This window comes from Parapedobacter sp. 2B3 (assembly GCF_041925275.1).
Taxonomy (GTDB): domain Bacteria; phylum Bacteroidota; class Bacteroidia; order Sphingobacteriales; family Sphingobacteriaceae; genus Parapedobacter; species Parapedobacter pyrenivorans_A.
The window spans coordinates 11,833-26,805 of sequence record NZ_JBHEUZ010000023.1; the positions used below are offsets into that span (position 1 = coordinate 11,833).

13 protein-coding genes and 1 riboswitch are annotated in these 14,973 nt (G+C 52.4%); of the genes, 6 read left to right on the plus strand and 7 right to left on the minus strand.

Translation table 11 applies throughout. The features are described 5' to 3' along the window. Positions 1-3: 3 nt before the first annotated feature. Both ACEVG1_RS18880 and ACEVG1_RS18885 read right to left on the minus strand, forming a co-directional pair. Positions 4-1,497, minus strand: a complete 1,494-nt coding sequence (locus tag ACEVG1_RS18880; protein ID WP_374745288.1) for a DUF1501 domain-containing protein — start codon at positions 1,495-1,497, stop codon at positions 4-6. Positions 1,498-1,509: 12 nt separating this feature from the next. Further along, positions 1,510-4,305 (minus strand): DUF1553 domain-containing protein, encoded by a 2,796-nt coding sequence (locus ACEVG1_RS18885; RefSeq protein ID WP_374745289.1) that lies wholly within the window; start codon positions 4,303-4,305, stop codon positions 1,510-1,512. Positions 4,306-4,558: 253 nt separating this feature from the next. Here ACEVG1_RS18885 and ACEVG1_RS18890 point away from each other — a divergent pair, with 253 nt between their 5' ends. Together ACEVG1_RS18890 and ACEVG1_RS18895 are read left to right on the plus strand one after the other, a co-directional pair. Continuing rightward, positions 4,559-4,969 (plus strand): DUF983 domain-containing protein, encoded by a 411-nt coding sequence (locus ACEVG1_RS18890; protein WP_374745290.1) that lies wholly within the window; start codon positions 4,559-4,561, stop codon positions 4,967-4,969. A gap of 22 nt (positions 4,970-4,991) precedes the next feature. Then, positions 4,992-5,879 (plus strand): helix-turn-helix transcriptional regulator, encoded by an 888-nt coding sequence (locus ACEVG1_RS18895; protein ID WP_374745291.1) that lies wholly within the window; start codon positions 4,992-4,994, stop codon positions 5,877-5,879. A gap of 5 nt (positions 5,880-5,884) precedes the next feature. On the opposite strand, the gene ACEVG1_RS18900 is transcribed toward ACEVG1_RS18895, so the two are convergent. Further along, positions 5,885-6,247 (minus strand): phage holin family protein, encoded by a 363-nt coding sequence (locus tag ACEVG1_RS18900; RefSeq protein ID WP_374745292.1) that lies wholly within the window; start codon positions 6,245-6,247, stop codon positions 5,885-5,887. 102 nt (positions 6,248-6,349) lie between these two features. Continuing rightward, a riboswitch (TPP riboswitch) is annotated at positions 6,350-6,479 on the plus strand. A 54-nt stretch (positions 6,480-6,533) separates the two neighbouring features. Here ACEVG1_RS18900 and ACEVG1_RS18905 point away from each other — a divergent pair. The 4 genes from ACEVG1_RS18905 to ACEVG1_RS18920 all read left to right on the plus strand — a co-directional run bounded on the left by ACEVG1_RS18905 (position 6,534) and on the right by ACEVG1_RS18920 (position 11,181). Further along, positions 6,534-9,005 (plus strand): TonB-dependent receptor, encoded by a 2,472-nt coding sequence (locus tag ACEVG1_RS18905; protein WP_374745293.1) that lies wholly within the window; start codon positions 6,534-6,536, stop codon positions 9,003-9,005. A gap of 121 nt (positions 9,006-9,126) precedes the next feature. Then, positions 9,127-10,365 carry a PQQ-dependent sugar dehydrogenase gene (locus ACEVG1_RS18910; protein ID WP_374745294.1) on the plus strand — a complete coding sequence of 413 codons (1,239 nt, stop codon included), beginning with the start codon at positions 9,127-9,129 and terminating at the stop codon, positions 10,363-10,365. After that, positions 10,365-10,823 (plus strand): D-aminoacyl-tRNA deacylase, encoded by a 459-nt coding sequence (gene dtd / locus ACEVG1_RS18915; protein WP_374745295.1) that lies wholly within the window; start codon positions 10,365-10,367, stop codon positions 10,821-10,823. The genes ACEVG1_RS18910 and dtd overlap by 1 nt, the downstream gene beginning before the upstream one ends. 31 nt (positions 10,824-10,854) lie before the next feature. Continuing rightward, positions 10,855-11,181, plus strand: coding sequence for a nucleotide pyrophosphohydrolase (locus tag ACEVG1_RS18920; RefSeq protein ID WP_374745296.1), 327 nt, complete (start codon positions 10,855-10,857; stop codon positions 11,179-11,181). A gap of 92 nt (positions 11,182-11,273) precedes the next feature. Here the strand turns inward: ACEVG1_RS18920 and groL are convergent, their stop codons facing one another. The 4 genes from groL to ACEVG1_RS18940 all read right to left on the minus strand — a co-directional run bounded on the left by groL (position 11,274) and on the right by ACEVG1_RS18940 (position 14,924). Further along, positions 11,274-12,914 carry a chaperonin GroEL gene (groL, locus tag ACEVG1_RS18925; protein WP_374745297.1) on the minus strand — a complete coding sequence of 547 codons (1,641 nt, stop codon included), beginning with the start codon at positions 12,912-12,914 and terminating at the stop codon, positions 11,274-11,276. A 137-nt stretch (positions 12,915-13,051) separates the two neighbouring features. Then, entirely contained in the window at positions 13,052-13,327 is a 276-nt protein-coding gene (gene groES, locus ACEVG1_RS18930) for a co-chaperone GroES (RefSeq protein WP_374745298.1), read from the minus strand. Positions 13,328-13,553: 226 nt separating this feature from the next. Then, positions 13,554-13,892 carry a preprotein translocase subunit SecG gene (secG, locus tag ACEVG1_RS18935; protein WP_374745299.1) on the minus strand — a complete coding sequence of 113 codons (339 nt, stop codon included), beginning with the start codon at positions 13,890-13,892 and terminating at the stop codon, positions 13,554-13,556. Positions 13,893-13,904: 12 nt separating this feature from the next. Further along, positions 13,905-14,924, minus strand: a complete 1,020-nt coding sequence (locus ACEVG1_RS18940; RefSeq protein WP_374745300.1) for a hypothetical protein — start codon at positions 14,922-14,924, stop codon at positions 13,905-13,907. Positions 14,925-14,973 lie beyond the last annotated feature (49 nt).

The following is a 14,973-nucleotide window of genomic DNA, read 5'->3' on the forward strand; positions in this document are numbered from 1 at the left end:
CAGTTAAATAAGTGCCTGGATAAGGTGGCCCTCCACATCGGTAAGCCGGAACGGGCGTCCCTGAAAATCATAGGTGAGTTTCTCATGGTCAAAGCCCAATAAGTGGAGCATGGTAGCATGCACATCATGCACAGCAGTGCTGCCACTGATGGCAGAGAAGCCGATTTCATCGGTTTCCCCCCATGTCACGCCTCTTTTTATCCCACCGCCGGCCAACCAGATGGTATAGGCATCGGGGTGGTGGTCCCGCCCGGCGAAAGGCATATCTTTATTGTCGCGGTTTTCTTGCATGGGTGTCCGGCCAAACTCGCCGCCCCATACTACCAGGGTATCATCAAGCAGCCCCCGTTGTTTGAGGTCGAGTAAAAGTGCGGTCATCGGGCGGTCAATCTCGCGACATTTATTTCGGAACCCCACGTCGAGTGCATCGCCGGGGCTGGTGCCATGGCTATCCCATCCCCAATCAAACAATTGTACGAAACGAACGCCTTGTTCCACCAGCTTGCGTGCCAACAGGCAGTTGTTTGCAAAAGATTCCTTGCCGGGCTGGGTGCCGTAAAGCTCATGGATGTACGCTGGTTCATTATTGATGTCCATCACTTCCGGTACAGCAACCTGCATCTTGTAGGCCATTTCATATTGCGCCACACGGGCAAGGATTTCCGGGTCTTTGTATGTGCTGTACTCTTCCATGTTCACGGTATTGATGGCATCGATGACCTTTCGCTTCACATCGCGATTTATCCCTTCGGGGTCACTGATGTATAACACGGGGTCACCGTGTGCGCGGCATTGCACGCCTTGGTATACGGAGGGAAGGAACCCACTGCCCCAAACGCTTTTTCCAGCATCGGGTGTTTTTCCGCCCGAAGTGAGCACGACAAATCCGGGCAGGTTGCTGTTTTCCGTGCCCAGTCCATAGGTCACCCATGAGCCGATACTGGGCCTACCCAAGCGCGCGTTGCCCGTATGCATGAACAGTTGGGCGGGCCCGTGGTTGAACTGGTCGGTATGCACAGCCTTCAGGAAACTTACTTCATCCACCACGGTCGAAAAGTGCGGCAGTAGGTCGGAAACCCAAGCGCCACTTTCGCCATACTGGCGGAATGTGGCCTGTGGCCCCAGCATATTGGGCGTACCGCGGATGAAGGCGAATTTCTTGCCTTCGAGCAGCGATTGCGGACAGGGCTGGTTATGGAGCTTATGCAGTGCGGGTTTATAGTCAAAAAGCTCGAGCTGGGAGGGTGCACCCGCCATATGCAGGTAGATTACGCTTTTGGCACGGGCGGCAAAGTGCGGCGACTTCGGGGCCAATGGGTTCAGCGTATCTAGGAGAGGGGCGGCACTTTTTGGATTTCCACTACCGGACCCCATGCACCCACCAAGCATGGACCCCAAAGCAATGCTTCCCACCCCAGCCACGCATTCGATGAGGAAATGCCGACGGGTGACTGCCCTGAGTGTGGCTTCCTGTGCTTCTTTCAATAGCTTTTCCATCGTTGCAGCAAATTAAGATTTGGTGAGAAATTCGTCGAGGTTCAATAACGCGCTGGCCACCACGGTGTAAGCCGCGGTGGTAGCGATTCTTTCCGATGCCTCGTTTGCCGGCAAGGCGAGTAGCATTGCCGCCTCGGCGGGTTGTTGCCGGTAATGCACTACGGTTTCATCGAAGAGCTTCTGGAGGGCCTGGAGTTTATCGGCAGGCAGGTCCCGTTGCATGACGAACAAGTAACCCGACTGGATGGCCTCTTGTGCATTTCCCTTCCCCGCTGCTTCCATCCGTTTAGCCAAGTGGCGCGCAGCCTCCTGGTATACCGGATCATTCAGCGTCGTGAGCGCCTGTAAAGGTGTATTGGTACGGATACGGTCGACCAGGCAGACTTCGCGGCTGGACGCATCGAAGGTAACATAAGAAGGGTAGGGGCTGGTCCGTTTGATGAAGGTGTATACACCCCGGCGGTATCGGTCCTCCCCCTCACTGGTGGCCCAGCGCTCACCGCTGTAAACGCTCATCCAAACACCGTCGGGCTGGTAGGGCATCACACTTGGACCGTACATCTTTGTGCTTAGTAGTCCGCTCACAGCCAGTGCCTGGTCCCGGATCTGTTCTGCAGAGAGCCTGAACCTCGGCCCCCGAGCGTAGTATTTGTTGTTCGGATCTTTTTCCGCCGATTTCCCATGCGATACCGACGCTTGTCGGTAAGTAGTCGAAACAACGATTTCTCGCACCAGTTGCTTCACACTCCAATCCATATCATGCGTGAATCGCAGCGCCAGCCAATCCAATAGCTCCGCGTGGCTGGGGGGATCACTTTGTGAGCCCATATCGCCCAGTGGTTCCACGATACCGTGGCCGAATAGCTGCGCCCATACCCGGTTTACGAGTGTCCGGCCTATCAACGGGTTCTTTTCACTGACCAACCACTGTGCAAAGCCCAGTCGGTTCCGTTGGGCATCCTCCGGGAAATCATGGAGGAATTGGGGCACACTTGGTTCGACCGATTCGCCTTTTACGAGCCAGTTACCGCGCTCAAACACGTGGGTTTCCCGGTGCATATCCTGCGGGTTTTCAATCAGGATGGGAACAGATGGAGTGCGTCGGTTTACCAATTCCAAGAACGTTTGCTGTACGTGCGCGTAGCCCGGCTCGTTGTGGCCGGGCAGCGATTTGCGGAAGGCCATCCATTCCACCAAGCATACCGAGCTGCCTGCGGATATCGATGGATTTTTGAACTGGAAGAAAAGGTCGTGCTGGCCACTCATGGGTACGATAGGCACCGCCATGGTTTCCATCCCGTTGGTGGCGGGCAGGGTTATGTTGGCAATTTCCGGTCCCTCGGGCGAATCCGCACGTATCTCCAGTTCACCGCCCGCCGCACCCGCGGAGTAGTTTAGGTAGAATCGATCCTTGCCGGTAAGGGTAACTGCGGGAAGCCGGGCGCTGCCGCCATTGCGGATACCCAGCCATTTGGTGTCTACCAAGGCGCCATTCACCAATTGGTCACACGCATGGGCGTGTATCTTGGGTTCGAGCGCCTGTAAAAAAAGGTCTGTTGACGCCACTGCCGATTCCGGTGCATGCCGGGCTACCCATCCTTTTACCTCGGCTATCCGTATACTGTCTTCACTCCCATAGAAACGGAGCGTGGGGTAGTCCCCTTGGGTATCCTCGTCGCGCGTGTTGTTGAAGAATGCGAGCGACTTATAGTATTCTTCGAATTTGATCGGGTCATATGTATGGCTATGGCATTGCACACATTCAAATGTAGTAGAAAGCCAGGCCTGGTAGGTAGTGTTTACGCGGTCAATGACGGCCGCTACCCGAAACTCCTCGTCGTCGGTTCCCCCCTCGTCATTTACCATGGTATTGCGGTGAAAAGCGGTCGCGATGAGCTGGTCGGCCGTCGCATCGGGCAGCAGGTCGCCGGCGAGCTGCTCCACGGTAAACGTGTTGAAAGGTTTATCGCTGTTAAACGCTTTGATTACCCAATCGCGATAGGCCCATATTTGTCGCGACGCATCTTTCTCATAACCCTTGGTGTCGGCGTATCGGGCAATATCCAGCCACCACGAAGCCCAATGTTCCCCAAAACGGGGGGAGGCCAACAGGCTGTCCACGCGGCGTTCGTAGGCATCTTGGCTATTATCGCCCGCAAAGGCCGCTACCTGCTCCGGCGTTGGGGGCAGCCCGGTGAGGTCCAATGTTACCCTGCGGAGCAACGTGGCGCGGTCTGCCGGGGGCGAAAACGAAAAGCCCCGTTCCCGGTGTTTCGCCTGGATGAAATAATCGAGGTCGCTTGCCACGCGAACGGTTCGCCCGAAGCCAAATAACGAGGCCAATCCAAAACGGGGGCGGGGCACGATCACCTCCTTAGGGAGCGAATACGCCCAATGCTCGCCCCATTTAGCCCCCTGCTCCACCCATCGGGTCAATACGTTGATCTCTTTTTTGCTCAGCGGCGGCGCGTCGTAAGGCATCCGCTCTTCGGGATCATCGGCCGTGAGCCTGCGGATAAATTCACTGTGTTTGGCGTCGCCCGGAATAATGGCCGGATTTCCAGACTCGGCTACGGCGAAGGCCTCCTCTTCGAAAAGTAAACTGAAGCCGCTGTTTTTCTTTACTCCGCCGTGGCAACTGATGCAGTGTTTATTGATGATGGGTTTTACGTCGGTACTGAAGTCGACCGGATCCTCGTGCCGCTGCAACCAAGCAATGACCACTACCACGAGGGCCACCCCGATAAGGATTTGCCATTTCCTCCCATGGTTGTTCCAAAAGATAAATCGCTTATTCGTTTTTTCCATCTACACCTGGGAATGATCGCAATTGGTTATATCAATAGCCTAAGGTAGGTACTTTTGGCCGTACTTGCAACGAAGTTAGTGATCCTGCCGATATTTTCTTGTACGCGCGTGCAGCCGCTGATTTCAAAGGTTGTGCGAATTACATCGATTCGGTAAAAAGTACCATAACCTACGGAGATGTTACCAGCCTGATTGAACGCGTTGACGTATCTTTGCATAAAAAGAACAACAGGGAAGTTTTAAGCAAAATACGATGGAGAAAGACCACACACCATCCCTAATCAAAGCAGCTTTGCGTGCCAAATGTCCAAGGTGCCGCCAAGGGAATATGTTTACCGGCAGGACGTATGCGTTGAAGGCCCAAAAAATGAACGAGACATGCCCGCACTGTGGGGTGCGTTATGAGCGGGAGCCGGGTTATTTCTATGTGGCTATGTTTGTGAGCTACGGCTTGGCCATGGCCGAAATGATTGCTGCCTGCGTGGGCTTTTACCTCATTACGGGCTACATGGACGGACCCTGGCCGTATCTCGTTGCTACCATCGGGACGGTACTCTTGCTCTCTCCGCTTAATTATCGCTATTCACGGGTTATTTTACTGTATTGGCTCACACCGGGCCTGCGTTTCCAGCCTCCCGGCAAAGGAATGACCGAGAAATTGTAAAAAATAACTATACTTGCCGCCTATGACGCGCCAGGGCTATCCGGTATACGACATCACGGCGTTGGCTGATTCGCCGTCCGATATTCTCGTGGGCGCTTTTGCACCCTATATCAATCAGCACCATAAACTGCACGTACCACATGGCCACCGTTTTTATCACTTGGTTTATTTCACACAAGGGGCAGGCTACCATACCATCGATTTTGATCGGTTTGAAGTAGCACCCTTTCAACTGTATGCCATGGCACCCGGACAGGTGCACCATTGGGATTTTAAAGGTGCGGTAGCGGGATATGTCCTCAATTTCTCGCCATCTTTCTTCCACCCGTTCCTACTACGCCCCGATTACATTGAAGAGTTCGCCTTTTTCCAGGGTTGGGCCCAACAGTCCGTGCTGTCCGTTCCCGGCCCGATGCGTTCCCGTATTGCGGACTTATTTGAAGAAATGATCGCATTGGCATCGGCGGTTTCGATACGTAACCTCGATAAATTACGGGTGCTCGCGCTTAAGTTGTTCATGGATTTGGTGAGCCTGCAGGAGCCAGCCAAGCCTTCCCCGCTTTCCCACAATGCCGTACTGCTTCGTAATTTCAGGAAACTCGTAGAGAAACACTATACCGTGCTTCGCTTGCCGAAAGACTATGCGGTGATGCTTTATATCACCCCCAATCACCTCAATGCGATTTGTTCGGACCTGCTTGGCCAATCGGCCGGAACGGTAATCCGCGACCGGGTGGTATTGGAGGCGAAACGACTTTTGGTAAACCCCGAATTTCCGGTGGCTGCCATAGCCGATATGCTTAACTTCAAGGACAATTCCTACTTCAGCAAATTTTTCAGGAAATATACAGGTACTTCACCCGAAGCGTTCCGCCGGGCAATCGCACTCGATGACACCGCTGCCGGGTAGGCGTATCAGTCCTTTTCCCTGGAGGAGCCAAAAAGACTGTCCAGCAGTATCTGGATCAATGCCACGATAATCGCAAATACCGCCGCCCACCAAAAATTGCTCACTTCAAATTTGCTGCCCATGAAATAGCTGGTTAGCTGAACCATCAGCACCGTGATGATAAATGAAATAAGTCCCAACGTGAGCAGGTTGAGCGGGAAGGTGAATACCCGGAGTACGGTGCCTAAGGTTGCATTTACAAAGGCGATAATGAGCCCGGCAACAATTGCCCAGCCGAATCCAGCCACGCTTACTGCCGAGGAAGGGAGGATCAGTGCTGCCAGGAATACAGCCAATCCGGTCAATAGCACATCGATGATAAACCGCATAACGCTTTACTTTTGATTTATACTTGCATAAATACGAATATCGGTCAAATTGTTTGGTTAAGGGTAAAAAAATAGTAATTGCAAAAAAATGCCTACCTTCGCACCATCATATAGGGGTGCCTTGTTTGTACCAACAGACACAAATAAAGGCTGAGATCATACCCATTGACGCCACGGCGTCAAGCACCTGATCCGGATAATGCCGGCGTAGGGAGGTAAGTTAAATAATTACGCTGCTATGAACCCCTTATAGCAGTGGTGTTTAACTAAAATTACAAGTTACAAAATGAGTAAGAAGTCAATCGCAGGGATTGCGTTTTTCATGCATGTAGCCATGGCCGTTGCCGTGGCACAACACCACATCACCGTATCCGTAACCGACGCAAGCAATGAGAGGCCGATGCCCGGTGCGTCTATCCAGCTTGAAGGGACGATTTACCAAGGAAAGGCAGATGCTGCCGGCACGGCAATCATCCGCCACATCAAGGCAGGCACCTATACCGTCATCGTTACGCACCTCGGCTACCAAGTGGAAAAGCAGCAAGTTGCCCTTCGCGGAGATCAACATGTCCATGTTTCATTGCAGCGGGCGACACTGCTGACCGATGAGGTGGTTGTGCAGGCGACACGGGCCACTGAAAATACAGCTACGACCTACAAAAACATCAGCAAAGCGGATATTGCCAAAAATAACGTGGGTCAGGATATCCCTTTTCTGCTCGACCAGACGCCCGGCGTGGTCATTTCGTCGGATGCCGGAGCCGGTATCGGATACACCAGCATGCGTATCCGCGGCAGCGATGCGCAGCGGACCAACGTCACGGTCAATGGTATCCCCCTTAACGATGCGGAAAGCCTGGGTTCATTTTTTATCAATCTGCCCGACTTCGCTTCTTCCGTCGATAACATCCAGATCCAGCGTGGGGTGGGAACGTCCACCAACGGTGCCGGTGCATTTGGCGCCAGCCTCAATATCCAGACCAACACGCTCAACGACGAGGCTTATGCCGAGCTCGATCAATCCATCGGTTCATTCCGGTCGCTGAAAAACACCATTCGGCTTGGAACCGGACTCCTCAACGGCAACTTTAGCTTCGATGGGCGGCTGTCGCGCATCAGCAGTGATGGTTACGTCGATCGTGGCACGTCCAACCTCCAGTCGTTCTTTCTGTCGGGGGCTTGGCATGGCCAAAATAGTCTGCTGCGGGCCAATGTGTTCGGTGGTAAGGAGAAAACCTACCAAGCTTGGTATGGCACACCCGAATCGCGGCTTACCGGCGATGCAGCAGCGATGGAGGCGTATGCCGCAGACGATGGGCTCACGCCCGAAGAGATAGAGAACCTGCTGAACTCCGATAGGCGGTACAATAAATATCTCTACGATAACGAAACCGATAATTACCAGCAAACACATTACCAACTACTGTTTTCATCGGCCCTTACAAACCAGCTCACGCTGAATACAGCACTGCATTACACGCGAGGGAAAGGTTACTACGAGCAGTTCCGCAATCAGGATGAATATGTAGACTACGGATTGTCGCCCATCACTGTGAACGGCGGGGCTGTAACCGAAACGGACCTGGTGCGGCAACGTTGGCTCGACAACCATTTTTATGGAGGTACCTATTCCCTCGCTTACAAAGACGGGGTTGGTTTTGAACTTACTTGGGGAGGGGCCTACAATCGGTATGAAGGCGGTCATTACGGCGATATCGTATGGTCCCAATACCCTTTGTTTACCGACAGGGCATACTCGCCTAGTACGGATAGCGGGTTCAGCACCGCCTACCGTTACTACGATGGCGATGCTACCAAATCCGACTTCAATACCTACTTGAAAGCATCGTACCAAATTGATAAGTTCTCGTTGTTTGCCGATGCGCAATATCGGCACATCAGCTATGCCATTGCCGGTATAGACCACGATCTGCGCGACCTTACACAGAATGCATCGTTCAACTTTTTCAATCCGAAAATCGGGCTGACGTACCAGTTGTCGGCGGCCAGCAACCTGTACGCCTCCTATGCGTTGGCCAATAAGGAACCGGTGCGTAGCGATTTTACCGATTGGCCCATTGAGCAAACCCCAAAGGCAGAGCAACTGCACGATATCGAGGCCGGTTACCGCGTCCGGTCCCGACAGTTCAATATCGGTGTGAATGCCTACGCCATGCTGTATAAAGACCAGTTGGTGCTAACGGGCCAACTCAACGATGTGGGTAGTACCTTAAGGAGAAATGTAGACGACAGTTACCGCATCGGCTTGGAGTTCGATGGGCGTTGGGCGCCGAACGCCTGGTTTGCGTGGGCGGCTACGCTGGCCTACAGCCAGAATAAAATCAAGAACTTCATCGAGGTGGTGGGCAACGTGGAGAATTTCTATGCTACCACCGATATCTCGTTTTCACCAGATTGGGTAGCATCCAGCGAGTTGAGTTTCAAGCCCTGGCAACCGTTTGAAGTGGCCCTGTTGAGCAAGTACGTTTCACGCCAGTACTTGGACAACACCGGCAACGCGAACCGGAGCATCGATGGTTTTCTCGTAAACCATGTCCGTGCGGCTTACCACACATCGTTTTGGAAGTTGAAGAATCTCGGCATCACGTTGTTGGTCAATAACGTCTTCAATGAGAAATATGCATCGAGCGGATATACGTGGGGTTATTACCTGTCGGAAACCGATCGGGTGGACTACAACTTCTATTACCCGCAAGCAACGGCCAATTTCCTCTTGGGGTTAAATCTCAAATTCTAGGCGGCTTATACGTTCTGAGGCAAGTGCCGATGTAAAAATAATCGTGCACTTGCCTTTTTAATGTACCATAAGCATTGATATTGTCCGAAAAATGTCATTACCTTTAAACAAAATTATCGTTATGCGACATACATCCAAATCAATTGCGGCCGTTGCGGCGCTATCGTTCGTTATTTCATCATGTGATTCGTCCGCGTCCAAAGAGATTGCCGAAACACCGTCCGATTCCACATACGCGCCGGTAGAGACCAAAGACCCCAACTCGGACTATGCGCCTGCTTTCGAGGGGCAGACCCGCGTGGCCGGGGTGAAGACCACCACTCCTTTTGATGTAAAGGTATTGGCCGAGGGGCTTAATAGGCCATGGGGCATTGCCAACCTTCCCGATGGTCGGTTGCTGATTACCGAGAAGGAAGGTACCCTTCGGATTGCCACGCAAACGGGCGAGCTGAGTGGGGCTATCACCGGCCTTCCGGCAGTTAATTCGAATGGACAGGGTGGCCTGCTAGGCATCACTACCGATCCCGACTTCGCGAACAACCGGATGGTGTATTGGACGTTTTCGCAAGATACGCCCGAAGGCACATTGACCGCGGTGGCCAAAGGTAGGCTCGCGGATGATGAAAAAACGGTCGAAAATGCCCAGGTTATTTATCAGGCTACACCCGCCCACAAAAGCAACCTGCATTATGGCTCCCGTATCCTCTTTGACAAAACGGGCAACATCTTTGTGAGCACCGGCGAGCGGTCGGATATTGTCACCAGGCCACTGGCCCAGGACCTGAACGCCGCACTTGGTAAAGTGCTGCGCATTACCCCGGAGGGAAAGCCTGCGCCGGGCAACCCGTTTGAGGGCCGGAACGACGCACGTGCTGAAATATATTCGTACGGCCACCGTAACGTGCAAGGGCTGGCATTCCATCCCGTTACCGGCGATCTCTGGGAAGGCGAGTTTGGCCCCCGTGGTGGCGACGAGGTGAACCGGATCCAGCCGGGCAAGAACTACGGCTGGCCTACGATTACTTATGGTATCGAATACAACGGTAACAAAATTGGCGATCCTATCCAACAGCAAGAAGGCATGGAGCAGCCCGTTTACTATTGGGACCCCGTGCTCTCGCCGAGTGGGATGACGTTCTTTGCAGGTACCTCCATCCCCGAATGGGAGAATAACCTGTTTGTTGCCGGCTTAAGTAGCGTACACATTGCGCGGCTAGTTATCAAGGATAACAAAGTAGTTGGTGAAGAACGCTTATTGGAAGACCAGGCACAACGTTTCCGTGATGTACACCAAGGTAAAGACGGCGCATTATATGCCGTTACGGACGGTGGCAGGCTATATCGGGTTGGGAAGAAATAGTGAGGGCAGTTATCCAGCGTGTTTCGGAGGCCTCGTGCACGGTAGACCGAAAGGTTGTCGGTGCGATTGGGGACGGTTTCGTGGTGTTGTTGGGTATTGAAGATGCAGATGAACAGGATGACGTCCGCTGGCTGGCACAGAAAATAGCCAATCTCCGTGTATTTGGTGATGACGATGGGCTCATGAACAAGTCATTGCATGACATCGGGGGGAGCGTATTGTTGATTTCACAATTCACCTTATTTGCACAGACCAAGAAAGGCAACCGGCCGTCTTTTATCCGGGCCGCGAAGCCCGATAAGGCCGTTCCATTGTACGAAGCGATGATTGCTGCACTCGCTGCTCAATTGGGCAGGGAGGTCGCTACCGGGGTGTTCGGGGCCGATATGAAGGTATCCCTCGTCAACGATGGGCCGGTCACGATCGTAATGGACACCAAAGACAAAGATAGCCATTAAGGGACGACTTACGACTAATGACTTACGACTCATGACAATCAAAGATGCCCAAGAGACAATAGACCGCTGGATAAACACCACCGGTATACGTTATTTCAACGAACTTACCAATACGGCCATTTTGATGGAAGAAGTGGGCGAAGTGGCCCGTATTATGGCCCGCAAATACGGTGAGCAATCCTTCAAGAAATCGGACGAGGCGGTCAACCTTGCTGATGAGATGGCCGATGTGCTCTTCGTGTTGATTTGCCTTGCCAATCAAACGGGTATAGATTTGACCAGTGCCCTGACCAAAAATCTCGAGAAGAAGCAAATCCGTGATGCCGATCGGCACCGCAACAACGAAAAACTCAAATAGGGGATAGGTAGTGAAAACAAGGGCGGCACACCTTTTTAGGGATGTGCCGCCTTTTGCGTATGATGTTCCCCCGCGGTAAGCGGGCGCGATGACTACATCATTCCGCCCATGCCGCCGCCCATTGGGGGCGCACCGGCACCGGCTGCTTTTTCATCTTCCGGCTCGTCTGCCAATACCACCTCCGTGGTCAATAGCATAGATGCGATAGAAGCTGCATTTTCCAAAGCGATACGGGCAACCTTGGTTGGGTCAATTACGCCAGCTCCGATCAGGTTTTCGTAAACACCTGTACGGGCGTTGTAGCCAAAGTCGTCCTTGCCTTCACGTACTTTCTGTACCACTACGGCACCTTCTACAGCAGCGTTGTTGCAGATTTGGCGCAGCGGTTCTTCAATGGCACGCTTGATGGTCTCGATACCAATGTTCTCATCCTCATTGGCACCTTTGAGGTCTTTCAGCGCTTCGCTCGCGCGGATAAATGCCACACCACCACCCGCTACGATGCCTTCTTCAACGGCAGCGCGGGTAGCGTGCAGTGCGTCGTCTACGCGGTCTTTCTTTTCTTTCATTTCCACCTCAGTGGCGGCACCCACGTACAACACAGCTACACCACCGGCCAATTTAGCCAAACGTTCCTGCAATTTCTCGCGGTCGTAATCTGATGTGGTGGTTTCGATCTGCGCCTTGATTTGGCTTACGCGGCCTTTGATGTCGTCCGAATTGCCCGATCCATTGATAATCGTGGTGTTGTCTTTGTCTACAACCACTTTTTCTGCCTGGCCTAGGTAATCGAGGTCCGCATTTTCCAGTTTGAATCCTCTTTCTTCAGAAATAACGGTACCACCGGTAAGGATGGCGATGTCTTCCAACATCGCTTTACGGCGATCGCCAAAGCCAGGGGCTTTCACAGCGGCCACTTTGAGAGACCCACGGATTTTATTAACAACCAAGGTAGCCAGTGCTTCGCCGTCGAGGTCTTCAGCGATGATCAACAGCGGCTTGCCTGTTTGAACCTGTTTTTCCAGGATGGGAAGCAGTTCCTTCATATTGCTGATTTTCTTGTCGTAAATCAGGATATATGGGTTTTCCAATTCGGCTTCCATTTTGTCTGTGTTGGTAACGAAGTAGGGCGACAGGTAACCGCGGTCGAACTGCATACCTTCAACGGTTTTCACTTCGGTTTCGGTACCTTTGGCTTCTTCAACGGTGATCACACCGTCTTTACCCACTTTTTCCATAGCTTCGGCAATCAGTGCACCGATTACCTCGTCGTTATTGGCCGAGATACTAGCTACTTGCTTGATCTTGTTGTTGTCTTCGCCAACGGTTTGCGATTGGCTTTGCAGGTTCGCCACAACAGCGCTCACCGCTTTGTCAATACCGCGTTTCAGGTCCATCGGATTGGCACCGGCGGCAACGCTCTTCAAGCCCGGCGCAATGATGGCCTGTGCCAACACCGTAGCTGTCGTGGTTCCGTCACCAGCCTGGTCGGCGGTTTTGGAAGCTACTTCTTTCACCATTTGGGCGCCCATGTTTTCCAGGGCATCCTTCAATTCGATTTCCTTTGCAACGGTAACCCCGTCTTTTGTGATAGCCGGTGAACCGAATTTCTTTTCGATGATGACATTCCGGCCACGTGGACCCAATGTCACTTTCACTGCATTTGCCAACGTGTCTACACCTCTCTTAAGGGTGTCACGTGCCTCAACGTTATACTTAACTTGTTTCGCCATTTTTTAATTGATTTCAGATTTGCTATGCAATTTCGAATCGCGGACAAACTGCCACGTCCCCTATTGCAATTTTCAATAAACCATTACTAAATTAAACGCTCACGCGGAAAAATAAGAATTTCCGATAGCTACCGACCTTAAACGACCGCGTAGATATCAGACTCCTTCATAATCAAGTATTCTTTTCCTTCGTACGTGATTTCGGTGCCGGCATATTTGCCGTACAATACTTGATCTCCTACCTTCACGGTCAACGGTTCGTCCGTTTTCCCGGTGCCAACAGCCACTACCGTTCCACGTTGGGGTTTTTCCTTGGCGGTATCCGGGATGTAGATACCTGATGCGGTTTTCTCCTCTGCAGGGGCAGCCTCAACCACCACTCTGTCTCCGATAGGTTTAATACTTAACGCCATAATGATTTTAGTTAATATGTAATTGTTAATATGTTTTTGATTCTTCCTCGCCACTTAGGTCATCAACTATGCCAAGTCCCGTTTTATAGGGTCACCTTGCCATTTTTTCATTTTTAATGTCGATACGCAGGGAGAGCGGCAGAGAGTTGTGTCAGGATGTCAGTGCTGCTGGCAGTGACATGAAAGAGAAAAGGCCACCCGGTTCGCGGGTGGCCTTTGGATGTTTTTACTGTGCGGTATCCGACCCCGTGGTAGTTTCCGGGGCTGTAGCCGGTGGAATCGGCGCCGTGGTTGGGTTGGTGGGGGTGATCTGTTCCGTCAACCCACTACCCCCTGTACTCGCCGAAGGGCTCATTACATTCACGATCAGTGCAAAAACCATGATGGCAATCACCAATCCCCACGTACCTTTCTCCAATATGTCACCTGTACGTTTCACGCCCATAAGGTTGGTGCCACCCGAAAAGCCGGAGGCTAACCCACCGCCTTTCGGTTCCTGGATCAATACCAAGAAAGACAGCAATACGCTGGCCAGCATAATCAATATAATCAATAATGTTTGCATCGTTTTATTCCGCTAGGGTAATTTATTTGTCAATTCAGTAATTCGAGCGGCAAAGTACGCACTTTTTTCGGGATATTTCAAACTTAATTTTTTATAGATGGCGATTGCCTTCGGATACAGTCCTTGTTCAACGTATATGTTCGCCAAGGTTTCGGTTACCAACGTCAATTGGTCTTCAGCACTCTTCCGTGCCTTGTTTTCCAAGTTGATTTTGTCGGCTTGCGGCGGCTTGATCTGTGGCTCCTCCCGTATAAACCGCTCAATCATGGGGTCGGTCTTTTTAGGAACCTGGAACGGAACGGTCTCCGCAGGCTGGGCCGTGCTCAGCTTTTCCTCGGGAGACTGGAGGTGGAAGATGTTTTCCCGGATTTGATGGTCCAGCACCCGCTCATCGTCGGCAGTGCCTACCGCCCCCGCAGGGTACACCGTTGTATCATCCCCGGGGGCATAGGGACGGTAGGTACCCGCATGCTCCATCCGCGTTTTGTTGAGCCACCATAAAAAGCTATACGGTAAATGTTCATCGTTATATAAACTTAGCTTTTCATGGGGTGTCGCTTCGGCAATCGGCACTATTTCCTGCGATATGCCCCCCTCGTTGGCAGCTGTTTCACCATCCCCCTTTTTTTCGTAGGCAAAATAATCCATGCTCACGGGGTGTTCCATCACGCCTGGGTCGTCCATATCCGGGATGACCGTTTCGATGTCGATTACGGTCGCCGCGGGTTCCTCTGCAGCGTTGGTGGCCGCTGGTGCCGCAGGGTCTGTCGTATGTTCGGTTGGAAGTGCCCCATCGTTGGGTTGGCCGTCAGCAAGCAGGTAGCCGTAGAGCCACGAAGGCATCCCGGTAACGAGTAGCGGATTGCCCATGTCGCTTGGGCCGTCTTGCAGGTAGCTCTTACGGGCTTGCGCCATATGCAGTGCCTGTGCATACGGAAACCGATCTATCAGCGTTGATAGGGTGTCATCGTCCACAGCCGCGGGGTCAGCCAATGCACGATGGTATAGTTCCTTGTAATTCACGTTTTCCACTCAACTAATCCTCAAATCTTAAAGTCATTCTTCGGTCCGTCATCAACTT

What these genes read in the sequence shown, in the direction of transcription:
- secG (WP_374745299.1), bottom strand. Translation starts at nt 13,892, where the DNA reads ATGCAAACATTATTGATTATATTGATTATGCTGGCCAGCGTATTGCTG.
- ACEVG1_RS18920 (WP_374745296.1), top strand. Translation starts at nt 10,855, where the DNA reads ATGACAATCAAAGATGCCCAAGAGACAATAGACCGCTGGATAAACACC.
- ACEVG1_RS18890 (WP_374745290.1), top strand. Translation starts at nt 4,559, where the DNA reads ATGGAGAAAGACCACACACCATCCCTAATCAAAGCAGCTTTGCGTGCC.
- groES (WP_374745298.1), bottom strand. Translation starts at nt 13,327, where the DNA reads ATGGCGTTAAGTATTAAACCTATCGGAGACAGAGTGGTGGTTGAGGCT.
- ACEVG1_RS18895 (WP_374745291.1), top strand. Translation starts at nt 4,992, where the DNA reads ATGACGCGCCAGGGCTATCCGGTATACGACATCACGGCGTTGGCTGAT.
- ACEVG1_RS18905 (WP_374745293.1), top strand. Translation starts at nt 6,534, where the DNA reads ATGAGTAAGAAGTCAATCGCAGGGATTGCGTTTTTCATGCATGTAGCC.
- ACEVG1_RS18880 (WP_374745288.1), bottom strand. Translation starts at nt 1,497, where the DNA reads ATGGAAAAGCTATTGAAAGAAGCACAGGAAGCCACACTCAGGGCAGTC.
- ACEVG1_RS18885 (WP_374745289.1), bottom strand. Translation starts at nt 4,305, where the DNA reads ATGGAAAAAACGAATAAGCGATTTATCTTTTGGAACAACCATGGGAGG.
- groL (WP_374745297.1), bottom strand. Translation starts at nt 12,914, where the DNA reads ATGGCGAAACAAGTTAAGTATAACGTTGAGGCACGTGACACCCTTAAG.
- ACEVG1_RS18900 (WP_374745292.1), bottom strand. Translation starts at nt 6,247, where the DNA reads ATGCGGTTTATCATCGATGTGCTATTGACCGGATTGGCTGTATTCCTG.
- ACEVG1_RS18910 (WP_374745294.1), top strand. Translation starts at nt 9,127, where the DNA reads ATGCGACATACATCCAAATCAATTGCGGCCGTTGCGGCGCTATCGTTC.